Here is an 18,671-nt window from a genome sequence, read left to right as displayed (position 1 = left end):
AGGATGCCGGTCTCCTCTCCGGCGTTGTATGGGCGTGCCCGGTTCAGGGCCAGGCGATGTCGTATGCAAACTCGTTTTTATTGCCTGACAGCCTGAGGATTGGCAGTCCTGCCGCTTCCACTTTGTCGATCAGTCGGTCGTATTGGAATTTGTTGGCGTGCCCGGCATGGGTCGCCGCCTCGATGCGCTCAGCGTCCGCGCCGGCCTGTTCCTTGATGTCTGCGACCCTGGCGCCTTTGCTCAGGTCTGTGTTCAGCAACCAGATACGCTCGGCTGGAACTCCGCTGCGGGTGACCGAAATCAGCCCCTCGAAATCGTCGGAGGGAAACCAGGTCGGCGGGTTCTCACGCGCAGCGGAATTGAACGCCATGTTCTCTTCGTGCGGGACGACTTCCAGATTGCGCGTGTCGAGGGCGTACATGAACATTTCTGTCTGCCGCGTGCGTGAGGACCGATAACCCCGCTCGTGATCCCAGGCGACGGGACTCTCAGGATCAGACCAGTCGGATGAGGAACTGCTGGAATCATCGGCGTCGCTTGCGCCGCTGTCTGAGCTGCTGTCACCCGCGTCGCGCCCCGGATATTTGTGGGTCTGGCTGTTGAAGCGCAGGTATGCGGGATCGGGGGCGCTGGCATACATCTGGCCCTGCTCGAGACTGAACGTCGCGCTGATCGGCTTGTGCGTGGTGGCGCCGGGTTCGTGGTGGTAGCGGGGCAGCATGGTGCCGTCATTCGCCAGCTCGAACGGCGTGCGCTCGTCACCGCGAAACAGTGCCGGGATGTCCGTGCGATACAGGCAATTGTGTTTGTTGCGCAGGTAACCGAGCTGTTTCAACAGCGCTTCGCGGACCTCGGGGGTCAGGCCTTGTTCGGCGTCGTACCAGTCGTGGCGGGCATTGTGCTTGAGGTTGAGCTGCTCGACCGCATCTGTGGCCAATTGCTCAAAGCGTTGCGGGTGGGTGATGTCATCCAACAGGCGCTTGTGCGCCAGTGCCCAGGCTGGAATCGCCAGATGGTCGCTCATCTCCTGCTGCAAGCGGGTCAATTGCCTGGGCAGCAGATTGAACGATTGCAGAAAGGCTTCGCGCTCTGCACGGCTCATCTGCGGATGCAGCCAGCGCAGTGAGTCGCGCAGCAGATCGGTCAGCGGATTTCCGGTGGTTGTGGGATGTGCCCACTGTGGCGGCATGCCGCTGGCCTGAGCTTCGACACGAAAGCGCGCGATGTCCTGGCCCTGCAAGCCATATAGCTGCCAGATCTCATGATCGGTCCACTGTTTGAGGTGGGTCGGCGACGCCGCGAATCCGCCCGACGGAGGATCTACCGGAATGAAATTGCCAAATGAATCCCTGAAGGCGAACAGGGGGGCGTCTGTGCGCGCTGCAAAAAGCGGATGCATTTCGTAGTAACCCTGAGCATCCGGCGAACGCCCCGATGGACTGTAACGGCTTTGATTGATGGGCGTTGTCGCGGGGGCGAGCCGCGCTCGCTTCGGCGCGGGTTGTTCGGTCAGGCGCCAGGTGGGGCTGTCTGCGTTTTTATACAGAGGCGGCCCGGAGGGCACGCGCTCGGTCAGCAACTTGCTGCGCCATGCGCCGGTTTCATCCACGCCGACGTGAGTGGTTTGCAAAGCGCCCTGATATTCGACGTCGACGAACTTTCTGCCAACGACCCAGCGAAATCCATCGGGGTCAGCGGGCTTCATCCCACGCAGAAAAGCCTCTGACAACCAGTAATCGGTTATTGAAGTGGAATGTTCAGAACGATAAGCGCCATGTGCCGGTAACTGGAAGATTTCGATCGCCGGAAGTCTCGGGTTTGCATCGGCGAGGGGGCTGCCGGAAGTTGTTGGGGGCAGCGTCTGATCGTGACTACCGGTCCTTCTCGATATTTCAACGGCGCTGGCATCGATCAAGGGGCGATGTGGTGCCGGTGCGTGCGGATCAGTTTGATGCGGCGTTGTAACAGGCGTCTTGCGGGGTATCTTTGGACTCATGAATAACTCGACAAAGAATGAATTGATAAATGCCTCGGCAGAACTTCAATGCCGGGTCCGGATAAATATTGATTGTTGGCAAGTGCTCAAGCCGGGCGGATTGAACTCACGGATTTTCTGTTGCGCGAAATACTTCGCCACCGTGTTCCGGCTGGACTATGTAACGCTAGTTTGGCGTCGATTGGGAATGCGGAAACGTCGGTTTTATAACCAGGAAAGTTAACCGCAGGAGGGGAAGTTTGCGTAGGTTATCAACGCCGCTCTTGTCGGAATATTCCGAAAGAGCGGCGTATAAAAAATCTGGCTTGTGAGTTGTCTGGTTTAGTAGGCGTAACGCAACAATGTATGTGGCAAGTGGCGCAGTACGAAGAAGCCGAACAGAGCAACCATCGATGGCAGGATCAGCCACCAGATCTTGAACGGCATCGCATTAAGGGACGCCTGCCGTTGGCTCAACCACAGCATTGCAGCACACACGCAACTGGCGAGCATCGCCCCGGCCAATATGTCGGTTGGCCAGTGCGCGCCCAGATACACCCGCGACAGGGCGATAGAGAGTGCCGGGATGCAGGCAATCAGCAGCCAGGTCAGGCGCATGCGCGGCGGCTGACCGCGTCCGGCGAGTACACCCAGCGTCAGGAACAGGGCGAATGCGCCAGAAGCGTGGCCGCTGGGCATGCTGTAGGTGGTCAATGGATCGCTGAGCACTTCCGGGCGCACCCGGGCGAAAAAATACTTGGTTCCGGTATTGGCCATTGCGGTGACCAACATGGTGGCGCCCGCGAACATTGCCTGGCGCCACTGCTTGCACAGCACCAGCAGAATGACGAGCAGGGCACTGAACAGCAGCATGTTGCGGAATTCGCCGATCAGGGTCAGCGTCACGGCGATTTCGTCCAGCGCTGGCTGGCGGTGCTCCTGCACCAGGGTCATCACGCCGTTGTCGAGCGCGGTGAGGTATGGATAGCCGATGAACAGACCGATCAGGATCAGCAGGCTCATGCCGCCGATCCAGATTGTCGCGCGACGATGGCGGCGCACGCTGCTGTTGACGCTCAGGCCGACCATCACCGCGATGCTGGCGGCGACAATCCCGGCCTCCAGCCAGAACCCTTCAGGCAATGGCAGACGGAACGCCGCGCCGGTGGCCCAGCCCGGCAGCAGATAAGCCAGGCTCCAGCCAGCAGCGGCCAACAGGCTGACGGCGAAAAAACGCGGGAAGGGCATGTCGCACATCCCGGCGACCATTGGCAGCATTGGTCGTAGCGGGCCGATGAAACGCCCGACCAGCAAGCTGGCGATGCCATAGCGCTGGAAGTACGACTCGGCGCCGGCCATCCATTCGGGGTGATGGCGCAGCCCGGGAAGGCGGCGGATGTTCTGGTGGAAATGGCGGCCAAGGAAATACGACATCAGATCGCCAAGAATGCCGCCAAGAAAGCCCAGCAACAGTGTTTCGCTCAATGACAGCGCGCCACTGCCGGCCAGTACCGCCACGCCGAACAACAGCACCGTGCCCGGCACGATCAGCCCGGCGATCGCCAGACACTCCACGCACGCAACGATGAACACCGCTGCGGCCAACCACTGCGGATTGGCGCCGAGCCATCCAGTGATGCTATCGAGCCATGGGCCCATACAGAAAAACTCCATTCATTCTTTAAGTAATTGTTACGCGGTTGACTGCTGACCTGTGGGAGCGAGCCTGCTCGCGAATACGCTGTGTCAGACGATAGAAGCGTTGGCTGGCACGACCCCTTCGCGAGCAGGCTCGCTCCCACAGGAGGGACATCATTCATTGACGGATGCGGCGTCGGTTACGGGAAGCAAAATATAATCCCGGCCTTCGACCTGACCCCGTCGCAGCGGGTTCCGCGTGCACCATTGCGCATACGCAGCGTCAACGAAGCGATACATCAAGTGTTCATCACGGCCCAGCGGAATGCCCAACCGGGTGGTTTGAATGATCTGCGCGGGTGGCGGTCCCGGGTCCTCGACCAGCAACAGTTCATGATCGAAACGCTTGGCGTCCCACATCGGCACTTTCAAACCCAGCGCCTTGCACAGCAGGGTCTGTCCGGCGCAGAGCTTCTGTGTCGGACGCGGTCGGCCCTGGGCATCGGGATTGTTCAGCAGCATCTGCGCCAGACTCGCCGGACCGCTCACTTCATCGACCCACGGATAGGCGGATTTGATCAGCACCGCGTTGCCCGGCCCCTGCGCACTGAAGTTCAGCGAATCACCGCCGCGTGCGTAGTACATATAGATGTGGCCGCCATCCAGAAACAAAGCCTTACGCTTTTCTGTATAGCCGAGCGAGGCGTGGCTGCCTTTTTCCGCGCAGTAATAGGCTTCGGTTTCGATGATTCGCGCACTCAGCCACAGATCGCCGACGCGATGGCGGATGACTTTGCCGAGCAGCGCCTGCGCCAGCACCTGGGCGTCGCGGTCGAAAAAACTGTCCGGCAGGCCCACGGGCAGGCGCGCGGACTCGGGGCAAAGGGGCACGTTGGTCATGATGGGCAAGGTTGATCCAGGCTCAAGAGGTCGTGATGATAACAACGCTGAGCTTAATTACGTCTGAACGACGGGCAAACGCAGCTCATTTCGACCATCCGCCCGTCACCGCTGTTAGTCCCGGGACGCGACAGCTATAATCTGCCGCTTTCCTCTTTGCCAAGACCCCAGCAGACCATGACTGAGTCCGTTCTTGACTACATGACCCGATTGGGTCGCGCCGCCCGCGCTGCCTCCCGGGTCATCGGTCGCGCCAGCACCGCGCAGAAAAACCGCGCCTTGCAGGCTGCCGCCAATGCTCTGGACGCTGCGCGCGCCGAGCTGGCCGCCGCCAATGAGCTGGATCTGGCTGCCGGTCGCGCCAACGGTCTGGAGCCGGCGCTGCTGGAGCGTCTGGAACTGACCCCGGCACGCATCGACGGCATGATCATCGGCTTGCGTCAGGTTGCTGCACTGGCGGATCCGGTCGGCGCGATTCGCGACATGAGCTTCCGTCCGTCGGGTATTCAGGTCGGCAAGATGCGCGTACCGCTGGGCGTGATCGGGATCATCTACGAATCCCGTCCGAACGTGACCATCGATGCCGCCAGTCTGTGCCTGAAGTCCGGCAACGCGACCATCCTGCGCGGTGGCTCCGAGGCAATTCATTCCAATCGCGCGATTGCCGCGTGCATTCAGCGCGGTCTGGCCGAGGCCGAACTGCCCGCCGCCGTGGTGCAAGTGGTGGAAACCACCGACCGTGCCGCCGTCGGCGCGCTGATCAGCATGCCGGAATACGTCGACGTCATCGTGCCCCGTGGCGGTCGTGGCCTGATCGAACGCATCAGCCGCGATGCTCGCGTACCGGTGATCAAGCACCTGGACGGCATCTGCCACGTTTATGTCAGCGAACACGCCGATCTGGCCAAAGCCCAAAGCATCGCCTTCAACGCCAAGACCTACCGTTATGGCATCTGCGGCGCGATGGAAACCCTGCTGGTCGATCAGGCCGTTGCCGTGGATTTCCTGCCTTCGATGGCCGCGCAGTTCCGCGAAAAAGGCGTCGAGCTGCGCGGTTGCGAGCGCACCCGGGCGATCATCGAAGCGGTCGCGGCCGGCGAAGACGACTGGCACACCGAGTACCTGGCGCCGATTCTGTCGATCCGCGTGGTCGACGGTCTGGAGCAGGCGATCGAACACATCAACCATTACGGCTCCCATCACACCGACTCGATCGTCAGCGAAAACCTCGCTGACACCCGCCGGTTCGTGGCGGAAGTCGACTCGGCCTCGGTGATGATCAACACGCCGACCTGCTTTGCCGATGGATTTGAATACGGATTGGGTGCCGAGATCGGCATTTCTACTGATAAGCTGCACGCCCGCGGCCCGGTCGGGCTTGAGGGGCTGACCTGCGAGAAGTACATCGTGGTCGGCGATGGCCAGTTGCGCGGCCAGGCGACGGTCTGACTTGACCGACCTCGACCTGACAGCGCCGCACACCGGCAGCGAGTCGCGCCCGCAACGCATTGGCGTGCTGGGCGGTACGTTCGACCCGGTGCATATCGGCCATTTGCGTGGCGCGCTGGAAGTTGTCGAAGCGCTGACGCTGGACGAGTTGCGCCTGATGCCGAACGCGCGGCCGCCACATCGCGGTACGCCGCAGGTGTCGGCGCAGGACCGGCTGGCGATGGTCGAGTGCGCGGTGGCCGGATTGCCGCCGCTGGTGGTGGACGCCCGCGAATTGCAGCGGGACAAACCGTCCTGGACCATCGATACCCTGGAGTCGCTGCGCGCAGAGATGCCCGCCGAGACCCAGGTTTTTCTGCTTTTGGGCTGGGACGCATTTTGCGGCCTGCCCACTTGGCACCGCTGGGAAGAGTTGCTCCAGCATTGCCACATCCTGGTGCTACAGCGCCCGGACGCCGACAGCGAACCGCCGGATGCCTTGCGCAACCTGCTGGCAGCGCGTTCGGTGAGCGACCCGCTGGCCCTGAAAGGGCCGAGCGGACAGATTGCATTCGTCTGGCAGACACCGCTCGCGGTTTCCGCCACCCAGATCCGTCAACTGCTGGCCAGCGGTAAGTCGGTACGTTTCCTGGTGCCCGACGCGGTCCTGGCCTACATCGATGCGCACGGTCTGTACCGTGCGTCGAACTGAACAAGGCGTGCTTCACCGATACGGATCACCGTATCCCCAAGCCGCCGAATACATGAGCAAAACGAGTTACATATGACTGATAAAGATCTACCGAAAGTAAAGCGCAAAGGCACGTTCAAGAGCGCACCACTGCCGGAAGCCGTCAACACCAACGAGCCGCTCAAGGGCGACGAACTGGTCAAGATTGCCGTCGCTGCGCTGGAAGACGTCAAGGCCCAGGACATCCAGATCATCGATGTGCGCGACAAGCAGAGCATCACTGACTACATGATCATCGCCACCGGTACCTCCAATCGCCAGATCAACGCGATGCTCGACAAGGTCCGCGAGGAAGTGAAAAAGCAGGGCGCCAAGCCGCTGGGCGAAGAAGGCAAGGGCGACAGCGATTGGGTACTGCTCGACCTCGATCTGGTGATCGTGCACATGATGACTGCCTCGGCGCGTCAGTTCTACGACCTGGAGCGCCTGTGGGCCGGTGCCGAGCAAAGCCGTGCGGCCGATGCCAAGCACCACAGCCCGGAGAACACCCACGAGCATTTCACCAAGCTCAATAAAGACCAGTTCTAAGGGATTGCTGTGCGACTGCGCCTGATCGCCGTCGGTTCACGCATGCCCAAGTGGGTGGAAGAAGGCTGGCATGAATATGCCAAGCGTCTTCCGTCCGAACTGGCGCTGGAACTGGTGGAAATTCCGCTCAACACCCGTGGCAAGAATGCCGACGTGGCCCGTTTCATCCGCCAGGAAGGCGAAGCCATGCTGGCCAAGGTCGGGCACAACGAGCGGGTCGTCACGCTGGAGGTTCACGGCAAGCCGTGGAGCACCGAGCAACTGGCGGTCGAACTCGATCGCTGGCGCCTGGATTCGCGCACGGTCAACTTCATGGTCGGCGGCCCGGAAGGGCTGGCACCGGAAGTCTGTGCCCGCGCTGACCAGCGCTGGTCGTTGTCGCCGCTGACCTTGCCGCACCCGCTGGTGCGGATCCTGATCGGCGAACAGTTGTACCGTGCCTGGACCGTGTTGTCCGGCCACCCTTACCACAAGTAAGCCTGCCCTCATGTCTCAGCCGATCCGCATCAAGGACCACGAAAAGGACGCCCGTCTGGTGCGCAGCCGTGTCGTGTTCGGTGCGATCGTGATCGTGGCGCTGATCTGTGTGCTGATCGCGCGTCTGTATTACCTGCAGGTGATCCAGTACGAGTACCACTCGACCCTGTCGGAAAACAACCGCGTCCACGTGCAGCCGATTCCGCCGACGCGCGGGCTGATTTTCGATCGCAACGGCGTGGTCGTGGCCGACAACCGGCCGAGCTTCAGCCTGAGCATGACCCGCGAGCGCTCCGGCGACTGGCAACAGGTGCTCGACGTCATCGTCGAGGTGCTGGAGCTGACGCCCGAGGACCGGGTGATCTTCGAGAAACGCATGCGTCAGGGCCGTCGGCCGTTCGAGCCGGTGCCGATCCTGTTCGAGCTGACCGAAGAGCAGATCGCCCGCATTGCGGTGAACCAGTTCCGCCTGCCCGGGGTGGAAGTGGTCGCGCAACTGGTCCGGCATTACCCGCAGGGCGCGCATTTTGCGCATTCGGTGGGCTACATGGGGCGGATCAACGAGAAAGAGCTGAAGTCGCTGGATCCGGTCAACTACAGTGGCACCCACCACATCGGCAAGACCGGCATCGAGCGTTTCTACGAGCCGGAATTGCACGGTCAGGTCGGTTACGAGGAAGTCGAGACCAACGCCCGTGGCCGCGTATTGCGCGTGCTCAAACGCACCGATCCGATTCCCGGCAAGGACATCGTCCTGAGCCTCGACATCAAGTTGCAGGAAGCCGCCGAGGCCGCGCTGGGCGGGCGACGTGGCGCGGTGGTGGCGCTCGATCCGAAAACCGGCGAAGTGCTGGCGATGGTCAGTCAGCCGAGTTTCGACCCCAACCTGTTCGTCACCGGTATCAGCTTCAAGGCCTACGCCGAGTTGCGCGATTCCATCGACCGGCCGTTGTTCAACCGCGTGCTGCGCGGTCTGTACCCGCCGGGCTCGACGATCAAACCGGCGGTGGCAATTGCCGGTCTCGACGCCGGCGTAGTCACGGCTTCGAGCCGGGTGTTCGACCCAGGCTATTACATGCTGCCCAACTACGACCACAAGTATCGCAACTGGAATCGCACTGGTGACGGCTTCGTCGACCTCGACACGGCGATCATGCGTTCCAACGACACCTACTTCTATGACCTGGCGCACAAGCTCGGCATCGATCGGCTGTCGACCTATATGAACAAGTTCGGCATCGGCCAGAAGGTCTCGCTGGACATGTTCGAAGAGTCCCCAGGCCTGATGCCGTCACGCGAATGGAAACGGGCAACGCGCAAACAGGCATGGTTCCCCGGCGAAACCCTGATTCTCGGGATCGGCCAGGGCTACATGCAGTCGACGCCGCTGCAACTGGCCCAGGCCACGGCGCTGGTGGCCAACAAGGGCATCTGGAACCGTCCGCACCTGGCCAAGTCCCTCGACGGGGTCAAACCGGTGGATGAAAACCCGATGCCGAACATCATCCTGCGCGACCCGTCCGACTGGAACAAGGTCAACCATGGCATGCAGCAGGTGATGCACGGTGCCCGTGGTACCGCGCGCAAAGCGGCGATCGGCGCGCAATACCGCATCGCCGGCAAGTCCGGTACCGCGCAGGTGGTGGCGATCAAGCAGGGCGAGAAATACGACCGCTCCAAGGTCCAGGAACGCCACCGCGACCACGCGTTGTTTGTCGGCTTCGCCCCGGCCGATGATCCGAAAATCGTCGTGTCGGTGATGGTCGAGAACGGTGAGTCCGGTTCCGGCGTTGCCGCGCCCGTGGTGCGCCAGGTCATGGACGCCTGGTTGCTCGACCAGGACGGCCACCTGAAAGCCGAGTACGCCAGCCCTATCACTGCGGAGGCCCCGGCCCGTGATGAATAACTTCGATCGCATGCTCTCCAGCGAGGATGTGATGCGTCGCCGCGCGACGTTGCTGCAAAGACTGCATATCGATGGCCCGCTGTTGATCCTGCTGCTGATACTCGCCGCCGGCAGCCTGTTCGTGCTGTATTCGGCCAGCGGCAAGAGCTGGGATCTGCTCGGCAAGCAGGCCACATCTTTCGGCATCGGTCTGGTGGCAATGATCGTCATCGCCCAGTTCGAACCGCGTTTCATGGCGCGCTGGGTGCCGCTCGGTTACGTGATCGGCGTGATATTGCTGATCGTCGTCGACATCATGGGCCACAACGCCATGGGCGCCACGCGCTGGATCAACATCCCCGGGGTGATCCGCTTCCAGCCCTCGGAATTCATGAAGATCCTGATGCCGGCGACCATCGCCTGGTATCTGTCCAAACGCACCTTGCCGCCGCAGCTCAAGCACGTCGGCATCAGCCTGATGCTGATCGGCGTGCCGTTCATTCTGATCGTGCGCCAGCCGGATCTCGGTACCTCGTTGCTGATTCTTGCCGGTGGCGCCTTCGTCCTGTTCATGGGCGGCCTGCGCTGGCGCTGGATTCTCAGCGTATTGGCGGCGGCGGTGCCGGTGTCGGTGGCGATGTGGTTCTTCGTCATGCACGACTATCAGAAGCAGCGTGTCCTGACTTTCCTCGACCCGGAAAGCGATCCGCTCGGCACCGGCTGGAACATCATCCAGTCGAAAGCCGCGATCGGCTCCGGTGGCGTATTTGGCAAAGGCTGGCTGCTCGGCACCCAGTCACACCTGGACTTTCTCCCGGAAAGCCACACCGACTTCATCATTGCCGTGCTTGGCGAAGAGTTCGGTCTGGTGGGGATTTGCGCGCTGCTGCTGATCTATCTGTTGTTGATCGGTCGCGGGCTGGTGATCACCGCTCAGGCGCAAACGCTGTTCGGCAAATTGCTCGCCGGCGCGTTGACCATGACTTTTTTTGTTTACGTTTTCGTCAACATCGGTATGGTCAGTGGCCTGTTACCGGTCGTGGGGGTGCCGTTGCCGTTCATTAGCTACGGAGGAACTTCGCTGGTGACGCTGCTGTCAGCGTTTGGGGTTTTGATGTCGATCCATACCCATCGCAAGTGGATCGCACAGGTTTGAATAAGGTGAAGAGTGCAATGCAAGTAATGCGTGGCTGGGCGACTCGATGCGCGCCGCTGGTTGGCCTGGTGGGCCTGCTGGGGAGCGTGCAGGAAGCGCTGGCCGGCGACTATGAAGGCTCGCCGCAGGTGGCCGAATTCGTCGGCGAAATGACCCGCGACTACGGTTTCGCCGGTGAACAACTGATGGGTGTGTTCCGCGAGGCGCAACGCAAGCAGTCGATTCTCGACGCCATCTCCAAACCCGCCGAACGGGTCAAGCAGTGGAATGAATATCGCCCGATGTTCATTACTGACGCGCGTATCGCCCGTGGTGTCGACTTCTGGCGTCAGCACGAGGCGACCCTGGCCCGTGCCGAACAGGAATACGGCGTGCCGGCACAAGTGATCGTGTCGATCATCGGCGTCGAGACCTTTTTCGGACGTAATACCGGTAATTTCCGCGTGATCGATGCTTTATCGACCCTCGGCTTCGACTATCCTCCCCGTGCCGAATTTTTCCGCAAGGAACTGCGTGAGTTCCTGCTGCTGGCCCGCGAAGAGCAGGTCGATCCACTGACCCTGAAAGGCTCGTACGCCGGGGCCATGGGCCTGCCGCAGTTCATGCCGAGCAGCTTTCGCGCCTACGCGGTGGATTTCGACGGTGACGGCCACATCAATATCTGGAACAACCCGGACGATGCCATTGGCAGCGTCGCCAGCTACTTCAAGCGTCACGGCTGGGTCGCCGGCGAACCGGTGGTCAGCCGTGCCGATGTACGCGGCGAGCAGGTTGATGAAGGCCTGACTACTGGTATCGAACCGGTGAAAACGGTCGCAGAGTTGCGGGCGCTGGGCTGGTCAAGTCATGATGCGCTGCGCGATGATATGCCGGTTACCGCATTTCGCCTCGAAGGCGACAACGGCCCTGAATACTGGATGGGCCTGCAGAATTTCTACGCGATCACGCGTTATAACCGCAGCGTGATGTACGCCATGGCCGTACATCAACTGTCTGAACAGCTGGTACAAGCACGGGGCGTCAAGTAATGCAGGCATTGCCTAACAATAAACCCCTGAAGCTGGTGGCTTTCGCTGCGTTGGCAGTCCTGGTCGCCAGTTGCACGACCAGCCGCACGCCGACGCAGAAAACCCCGTCCACCGCTGTCCGCGCCCAACCGGGCCTGGACATCAACCGCGCGCACAAAGACGGCGCGCCGTGGTGGGATGTCGATGTTTCGCGCATCCCGGATGCGACACCGACCCTGCACACCGGCCCGTACAAGGCCAACCCGTACACCGTGCTGGGCAAGACCTACTTTCCGTTGCAGGAATCCAAGACCTACGTGGCTTCGGGTACGGCGTCCTGGTACGGCACCAAGTTCCATGGCCAGAACACCGCCAACGGCGAAGTGTATGACCTGTACGGCATGAGTGCCGCGCACAAGACCTTGCCGCTGCCAAGTTACGTCCGGGTGACCAACCTGGACAACAACAAGACCGTGATCCTGCGCGTCAACGACCGTGGGCCGTTCTATTCCGATCGCATCATTGACTTGTCTTATGCTGCGGCGAAGAAGCTCGGCTATGCCGAAACCGGCACCGCACGGGTCAAGGTCGAAGGCATCGATCCGCAGCAGTGGTGGGCGGCCAAGGGCCGTCCGGCGCCGCTGATGCTCAATGAGCCGCAAGTGGCGCAGAATAGCGCCCCGGTCATCACCGCGTCGGCCGGTACCGTCGAGCAATGGACGCCGCCGCCGCAGCAACACGCCGCGGCCGTGGTGCCCGTGCAGATCGATGCAAAAAAACGCTTCTGCACCAGCGTCTGGCCAGTATCTGCAGGTGGGCGCGTTCGCCAACCCGGACGCTGCCGAGCTGCTGAGGTCGAAGCTCAGCGGGATGGTGAGCGCGCCGGTGTTCATCAGCTCGATCGTGCGCAATCAGCAGACCCTGCACCGGGTACGCCTGGGGCCGATCGGCTCGCCGGGTGAGATCGCCCAGGTGCAGAACAGTGTGCGGCTGGCCAATCTGGGTTCGCCCAGCGTGGTCACCGAGTAACACGTAGACCTTGATTGACGGTTCACTTGCGGTATTCGGGGGGTGAACCAGGTTGTTGGCTCGTCGAAGAACAAAAGCCCGGCAAGGGTGACTGGAGTGAGCAACTGAACACGCGATGGCCCGTTAGAAGGCTGTCTGAATAAGTTTTGCCTTCGGGCAAGTTTCCATTAGCGATTTCGAGAGACGGATGAACATCACCACCTTTGCCAAACGCCTGTGTCTGCTAGTCCCGCTGCTCCTCTCGCCAGCCGCCTTCGCGGCCGAGATGATGCCGTCGCCACCACAACTGGCCGCCAAGGCCTACGTTCTGATGGACGCCAGCAGCGGCAATGTGCTGGTCGAAAACAACGGCGACCAGCGTCTGCCACCGGCCAGCCTGACCAAGCTGATGACCGCCTATATCGCGACCCTGGAAATCCGTCGCGGCCAGATCGGTGAAAACGACCCGGTGACCGTCAGCGAAAACGCCTGGCGCACCGGCGGTTCGCGGATGTTCATCAAGGTCGGTTCGCAGGTGACTGTCAGCGATCTGCTGCACGGCATCATCATCCAGTCCGGTAACGACGCCAGCGTCGCCCTGGCCGAGCACATCGCCGGCAGCGAAGACGCGTTCGCCGATCTGATGAACAAGACCGTCACCGAACTGGGCATGACCAATACCCACTTCATGAACCCGACCGGTCTGCCAAACCCTGAGCACTACTCGTCGGCGCACGACATGGCGATCCTGGCCCGTGCGATCATCCACGAAGACCCGGCTCACTATGCGATCTACTCGCAGAAAGAGTTCTTCTGGAACGGCATCAAGCAGCCTAACCGCAACCTGCTGCTGTGGCGCGACAAGACCGTTGACGGTCTGAAAACCGGCCACACCGATGAAGCCGGCTACTGCATGGTGTCCTCGGCGGTACGTGATGGCCAGCGCCTGATCGCCGTGGTGTTCGGCACCAACAGCGAAGTGGCTCGCGCCGCTGAAACCCAGAAGTTGCTGACCTATGGTTTCCGCTTCTTCGAAACCCAGACCTTCTACCAGAAGGGCACTGAACTGGCGCAGGCGCCGGTATGGAAAGGCACCACCAGCCAGGTCAAGGCCGGTCTGGCGCAAGACCTGACCATGACTCTGCCAAAAGGCCAGTTGAAGAAGCTCGCTGCCAGCATGACCATGAACCCGCAACTGGTTGCGCCAATCGCCAAGGGCGACGTGATCGGTAAAGTCGAAGTCAAACTGGAAGACAAGGTGGTGCACAGCGCTGACCTGATCGCTCTGGACGGCGTCGAGGAGGGTGGTATCTTCCGCCGCATGTGGGATAGCATCCGTCTATTCTTCTACGGCTTGTTCAACTGATTTTGTGTTGACCTGCATGGCCCCGCCCCGATCCGGTGCGGGGCCATGTGCGTTACCACGGCTTGCGCTATAGAGGCCGTTACGCCATGACCGATACCGAAGTAAAGGCGCCAAAGATCGAATTTCCCCAGACTGATTATCCGATCAAGGTGATCAGCGATACGGGTGTTGGCAACAAGGACAAGATCATCGCGATCGTCCTGAAACACGCGACCATCAATGATGAGCGCATCGACGAGCGTCAAAGCAGCAACGGCAAATACACCACCATCCAGTTGCACATCGTCGCCACCGATCAGGATCAGCTGTACAACATCAACAGCGAACTGCGGGCTTCCGGCATCGTGCACATGGTGTTGTGATGCACGGCACGCTGGGCTTTCGCGAACTGGGCCAGATGCCTTACGAGCCGGTCTGGCATGCCATGCAGCGCTTTACCAACGAACGCGGCAGCGATGCCGCCGACGAAATCTGGCTCGTCGAACACCCGCCGGTGTTCACTCAGGGCCAGGCCGGCAAGGCCGAACACCTATTGCTGCCGGGTGATATTCCGGTGGTGCAGGTCGATCGTGGCGGCCAAGTGACTTATCATGGCCCCGGGCAACTGGTGGCTTATCTGTTACTGGATGTGCGCAAGCTGGGTTTCGGCGTGCGTGATCTGGTCAGCCGCATGGAAGCCTGCCTCATCGAACTGCTGGCCAGCTACGGCGTCACCGCCGCCGCCAAGCCAGATGCTCCCGGCGTGTACGTCGATGGAGCGAAAATCGCTTCTCTGGGTTTGCGCATTCGCCACGGTTGTTCCTTTCATGGCCTGGCCCTGAACGTGGATATGAACCTGGAACCGTTTCGACGGATTAATCCCTGCGGCTACGCCGGGCTGGCCATGACCCAGCTGAGCGATCACGCAGGATCGATTGAATTTGCCGAGGTAAGTGCCCGGCTGCGCGCGCAGCTCGTCAAACACCTCGACTATGCTGAGCAGACGACCCTCACGGGCGGAATCGACTGATATGACTACTGATGCAGTGCAAACCATGATCCCGACGCTCGACGTGACCGAGCGCCCGGCCCCGCGTCCCAAGGTTGAAGCCGGCGTCAAGCTGCGCGGCGCCGAGAAGGTTGCACGCATCCCGGTCAAGATCATCCCGACCACCGAACTGCCGAAGAAACCCGACTGGATCCGCGTGCGCATCCCGGTTTCGCCGGAAGTCGACCGCATCAAGAGCCTGCTGCGCAAGCACAAGCTGCACAGTGTCTGCGAAGAAGCGTCCTGCCCGAACCTCGGCGAATGCTTCTCCGGCGGCACCGCAACCTTCATGATCATGGGCGACATCTGCACCCGTCGTTGCCCGTTCTGCGACGTTGGCCACGGTCGTCCGAAGCCACTGGACGTCAACGAGCCGGAAAGCCTGGCCATCGCCATCGCCGACCTCAAGCTCAAATACGTGGTGATCACTTCGGTGGACCGCGATGACCTGCGTGACGGCGGTGCCCAGCACTTTGCCGACTGCATCCGCGAAATCCGCAAGCTGTCGCCGAACGTGCAGCTCGAGACCCTGGTCCCGGACTACCGTGGGCGCATGGACATCGCCTTGGAAATCACCGCCGCCGAGCCGCCGGATGTGTTCAACCACAACCTGGAAACCGTGCCGCGCCTGTACAAGGCTGCGCGTCCGGGTTCGGACTATCAGTGGTCGCTGACCCTGCTGCAACGCTTCAAGCAGATGATGCCGCATATCCCGACCAAATCGGGCCTGATGCTGGGTCTGGGCGAGACTGACGAGGAAGTCATCGAAGTCATGAAGCGCATGCGCGAACACGACATCGACATGCTGACCCTCGGTCAATACCTGCAACCGTCGCGCAGCCACTTGCCGGTGCAGCGTTTCGTGCACCCGGACACCTTCGCCTGGTTCGCCGAAGAAGGTTACAAGATGGGCTTCAAGAACGTTGCGTCTGGCCCGCTGGTACGTTCCTCGTACCACGCCGACGAGCAGGCGAAGCTGGTCAAGGCCGAGCTGCTGGGTTCCTGATTCACTGCTGATGTAAAAATGCCCGCCGAGGACGGTTCCTCGGCGGGCATTTTTTTGCCTGAGACAAGGGGCTTTTGTTTGCCTCTTGAGCTGTCTACTGTGTGTGCATGACTTTACCGCTGGAGCCCAAGGATGACCGTTCGACCGAGCCACACCCTCGTTGCCCACCGAGCCGTACCGGCGCTGCCCTCCGAAGGGACGATCGGCGTCATCGCGCCTGCCGGCCCCGGCGCCCTCGACACTGAAAAAGCGCTGCAATGGATGCGCGCGCGCGGCTATGGGCTGAAGGTGTTTCCCGGTGTCTATGAGAAGGACGGCTATCTGGCGGGCAGTGACGACGTACGCCTGCGCGATCTGCACGCGGCATTCGCTGACCCTGAAGTCGACGCGATCATTTGCCTGCGCGGCGGCTACGGCACGCCGCGCCTGCTGGACCGAATCGATTACGACCTGCTCAGCCGGCACGCCAAACCCTTTATCGGCTACAGCGATATCACCGCGCTGCACCTGGCCATCAGTCGCTACGCCGGGTTTGTGACCTTTCACGGGCCGCTGCTCAATGCCGACCTGCTGGGCGACAAGGAACCGCCTACCGTCACCTCATTCTTCGCCATGCTGCGCGGGCAAATGAAGTCAGGGAGTGTGCTCAGCCATCCGGCGGCTTATCCGTTATCAACCGTCGAACCGGGCATCGCTCACGGGCGGTTGCTTGGCGGCAATCTGGCGATGATTGCTGCAACCCTCGGCACGCCCTACGAGATTGATGTCGAAGGGGTGATTCTGTTTATCGAAGACATCAACGAGCCGCTGTATCGGATTGATCGGTTGCTGACCCAGATGCGTCTGGCCGGCAAGCTGGCCAGACTGCGCGGTGTGCTGGTCGGTGATATCGCCGGAGTGGAGGTCAACGCGCTGAATCGCCTGCTCAAGCAAACCTTTGAGCCGTTGCGGATTCCGGTGCTGTCGGGCTGGCGCAGTGGTCATTGCGACCCGAACCTGACGCTGCCGTTGGGCGCGCTGGTGCGCCTGGATGCAGGGAAGCAGGAGTTGCTGCTGGAGCAGGATGTGGTCATCCGATAATTCGGGAGGCAAAAGATCGCAGCCTTCGGCAGCTCCTACATGGGATTGATGATCGTCCTGTAGGAGCTGCCGAAGGCTGCGATCTTTTGATTTGCTCTATTGGTTGCGCAGGCTCTCAAGCAACTTGTGCGTCGGATAACCATCCGCCGGCCAGCCCAGCGCCTGCTGGGCACTGCGAATCGCTTTGCGCGTATTGGCGCCGATAATCCCGTCCGCCGTGCCAGCGTCGTAATTACGCGCGCTCAATAGCGTCTGCAGTTCGATGCGTTCGGTGCGGCTTAGCGGCAGATCATCTTTGGGCCAACTGCCATTGATCAGGCCCGCTCCTTCGAAACGCTCGGACAACAGGCTCACCGCCAGCGCATACGACGACGAATTGTTGTACTTGAGAATCGCCCGGAAGTTGTCGAGGATCAGGAACGCCGGGCCGCGATAACCGGCTGGCAGCAGCAGGGCAGCGGACAGTTGTTCGGAACCGGCTGGCACCTGCGCACCATTGGGCAGGTTTACACCCAGTTGCCGCCATTCGGCGACGCTTTTGCGAATCGCGCCATCGGCCAGGGTGTAGTTGAAGCCGCTCGGCAATTGCACTTCGAAACCCCACGGCTGGCCACGCTGCCAGCCCGAGCTTTGCAGGTAATGGGCGGTCGAGGCCAGCGCATCGGCCGGGCTGCCCCAGATGTCGCGGCGGCCGTCACCGTCAAAGTCCACGGCGTGGGTGTTGTAAGTGGTCGGAATGAACTGGGTCTGGCCCATCGCGCCGGCCCAGGAACCGAGCATCTTCTCCGGGGTGATATCGCCCTGTTGCAGAATCTGCAGGGCGGCGATCAGTTGCGCGTGAGCAAAGCCCGGACGACGCCCCTCGTAGGCGAGTGTGGCCAGCGAATTGATCACCGACTTGCTGCCCTGGAACTGGCCGAAATTGCTTTCCATGCCCCACACCGACACCAGCGCCTGGCGATCAACGCCATAACGCTGCTCGATGCTTTGCAGAATGTCGGCGTACTGATTGATCAGCGCCTGGCCCTTGCGGACGCGCAGTGGCGACAGCGCACCGTCGAGGTATTCCCACACCGGGCGGGAAAACTCCGGCTGACTGCGATCGGCGCGAATCACGCTGGCGTCGAAGCTGATATTGGCAAATGCCTGATCGAACAGCTCGGGGCGAATCCCGGCGGCGAGGGCGTCCTTGCGGAAACCCGCCTGCCATTCGGCAAAGGTCTGGGTCGGTTGAATATCGAGCGGGTCGGCGGACGGCACTACCGGCGGAATGATCGCTGGGGCCGTGGTGACCGGGGCGGCTTGAAGCGGTTGTGCATCGGCGGCGGTGGGTTTTTCCGCGCAGGCGACAAGCAGAATGAAGCTGGAGGCAGCGATCAATTGGCGCACGGGCCAACGACGGGAAAGACTTGGGGGCATGCACAGTTCCAGGGGAAACG

16 protein-coding genes and 1 pseudogene are annotated in these 18,671 nt (G+C 61.4%); 13 read left to right on the top strand and 4 right to left on the bottom strand.

Annotated features, from left to right (window positions below; all coding sequences use genetic code 11):
* Positions 1–43: 43 nt before the first annotated feature.
* From AB4O12_RS17930 to AB4O12_RS17920, 3 genes are all read right to left on the bottom strand, one after another.
* On the bottom strand, positions 44–1,996 hold the full coding sequence (locus AB4O12_RS17930) for a hypothetical protein (RefSeq protein WP_460059299.1): 1,953 nt from the start codon (positions 1,994–1,996) through the stop codon (positions 44–46).
* Between the two features lie 321 nt (positions 1,997–2,317).
* Positions 2,318–3,634 carry a bifunctional DedA family/phosphatase PAP2 family protein gene (locus AB4O12_RS17925; protein WP_056790660.1) on the bottom strand — a complete coding sequence of 439 codons (1,317 nt, stop codon included), beginning with the start codon at positions 3,632–3,634 and terminating at the stop codon, positions 2,318–2,320.
* Between the two features lie 153 nt (positions 3,635–3,787).
* On the bottom strand, positions 3,788–4,513 hold the full coding sequence (locus AB4O12_RS17920) for a DNA-3-methyladenine glycosylase (RefSeq protein ID WP_056790657.1): 726 nt from the start codon (positions 4,511–4,513) through the stop codon (positions 3,788–3,790).
* A 177-nt stretch (positions 4,514–4,690) separates the two neighbouring features.
* On the opposite strand from AB4O12_RS17920, the gene AB4O12_RS17915 reads away from it, so the two are divergent.
* The 13 genes and pseudogenes from AB4O12_RS17915 to AB4O12_RS17855 all read left to right on the top strand — a co-directional run bounded on the left by AB4O12_RS17915 (position 4,691) and on the right by AB4O12_RS17855 (position 17,232).
* Positions 4,691–5,962: a glutamate-5-semialdehyde dehydrogenase gene (locus AB4O12_RS17915; RefSeq protein ID WP_460059296.1), complete on the top strand. Its 1,272-nt coding sequence runs from the start codon at positions 4,691–4,693 to the stop codon at positions 5,960–5,962.
* On the top strand, positions 5,931–6,653 hold the full coding sequence (nadD, locus tag AB4O12_RS17910) for a nicotinate-nucleotide adenylyltransferase (protein ID WP_095181904.1): 723 nt from the start codon (positions 5,931–5,933) through the stop codon (positions 6,651–6,653). Before AB4O12_RS17915 ends, nadD begins: the two co-directional genes overlap by 32 nt.
* A gap of 72 nt (positions 6,654–6,725) precedes the next feature.
* On the top strand, positions 6,726–7,220 hold the full coding sequence (rsfS, locus tag AB4O12_RS17905; protein ID WP_016773024.1) for a ribosome silencing factor: 495 nt from the start codon (positions 6,726–6,728) through the stop codon (positions 7,218–7,220).
* A gap of 9 nt (positions 7,221–7,229) precedes the next feature.
* Complete coding sequence (gene rlmH / locus AB4O12_RS17900; protein ID WP_095181903.1) at positions 7,230–7,697, top strand: 23S rRNA (pseudouridine(1915)-N(3))-methyltransferase RlmH; 468 nt, start codon at positions 7,230–7,232, stop codon at positions 7,695–7,697.
* A 10-nt stretch (positions 7,698–7,707) separates the two neighbouring features.
* Positions 7,708–9,603 (top strand): penicillin-binding protein 2, encoded by a 1,896-nt coding sequence (mrdA, locus tag AB4O12_RS17895; protein WP_041477721.1) that lies wholly within the window; start codon positions 7,708–7,710, stop codon positions 9,601–9,603.
* 31 nt (positions 9,604–9,634) lie between these two features.
* Positions 9,635–10,738 (top strand): rod shape-determining protein RodA, encoded by a 1,104-nt coding sequence (rodA, locus tag AB4O12_RS17890; RefSeq protein WP_050977864.1) that lies wholly within the window; start codon positions 9,635–9,637, stop codon positions 10,736–10,738.
* Between the two features lie 17 nt (positions 10,739–10,755).
* Complete coding sequence (gene mltB, locus AB4O12_RS17885) at positions 10,756–11,766, top strand: lytic murein transglycosylase B (RefSeq protein ID WP_150638407.1); 1,011 nt, start codon at positions 10,756–10,758, stop codon at positions 11,764–11,766.
* Positions 11,766–12,774 (top strand): annotated as a pseudogene (locus AB4O12_RS17880) (septal ring lytic transglycosylase RlpA family protein). Before mltB ends, AB4O12_RS17880 begins: the two are co-directional and overlap by 1 nt.
* A 187-nt stretch (positions 12,775–12,961) precedes the next feature.
* The gene (locus AB4O12_RS17875) at positions 12,962–14,119 is read left to right on the top strand and encodes a D-alanyl-D-alanine carboxypeptidase family protein (RefSeq protein WP_016773028.1); all 1,158 of its coding nucleotides are present in this window, start codon (positions 12,962–12,964) and stop codon (positions 14,117–14,119) included.
* Positions 14,120–14,205: 86 nt separating this feature from the next.
* Positions 14,206–14,481 carry a DUF493 domain-containing protein gene (locus tag AB4O12_RS17870; RefSeq protein ID WP_024014446.1) on the top strand — a complete coding sequence of 92 codons (276 nt, stop codon included), beginning with the start codon at positions 14,206–14,208 and terminating at the stop codon, positions 14,479–14,481.
* The gene (lipB, locus tag AB4O12_RS17865; protein WP_150742309.1) at positions 14,481–15,128 is read left to right on the top strand and encodes a lipoyl(octanoyl) transferase LipB; all 648 of its coding nucleotides are present in this window, start codon (positions 14,481–14,483) and stop codon (positions 15,126–15,128) included. The genes AB4O12_RS17870 and lipB overlap by 1 nt, the downstream gene beginning before the upstream one ends.
* A 25-nt stretch (positions 15,129–15,153) precedes the next feature.
* Complete coding sequence (gene lipA, locus AB4O12_RS17860) at positions 15,154–16,152, top strand: lipoyl synthase (protein ID WP_160768663.1); 999 nt, start codon at positions 15,154–15,156, stop codon at positions 16,150–16,152.
* Between the two features lie 132 nt (positions 16,153–16,284).
* Positions 16,285–17,232 carry a S66 peptidase family protein gene (locus AB4O12_RS17855; protein ID WP_256810269.1) on the top strand — a complete coding sequence of 316 codons (948 nt, stop codon included), beginning with the start codon at positions 16,285–16,287 and terminating at the stop codon, positions 17,230–17,232.
* Positions 17,233–17,328: 96 nt separating this feature from the next.
* Here the strand turns inward: AB4O12_RS17855 and AB4O12_RS17850 are convergent, their stop codons facing one another.
* Entirely contained in the window at positions 17,329–18,651 is a 1,323-nt protein-coding gene (locus AB4O12_RS17850) for a lytic murein transglycosylase (protein ID WP_056790645.1), read from the bottom strand.
* Positions 18,652–18,671: the final 20 nt, after the last annotated feature.

The sequence above is a fragment of the Pseudomonas sp. S2_A05 genome (genome assembly GCF_054668485.1).
This window is presented reverse-complemented; position numbering and strand designations above follow the sequence as displayed.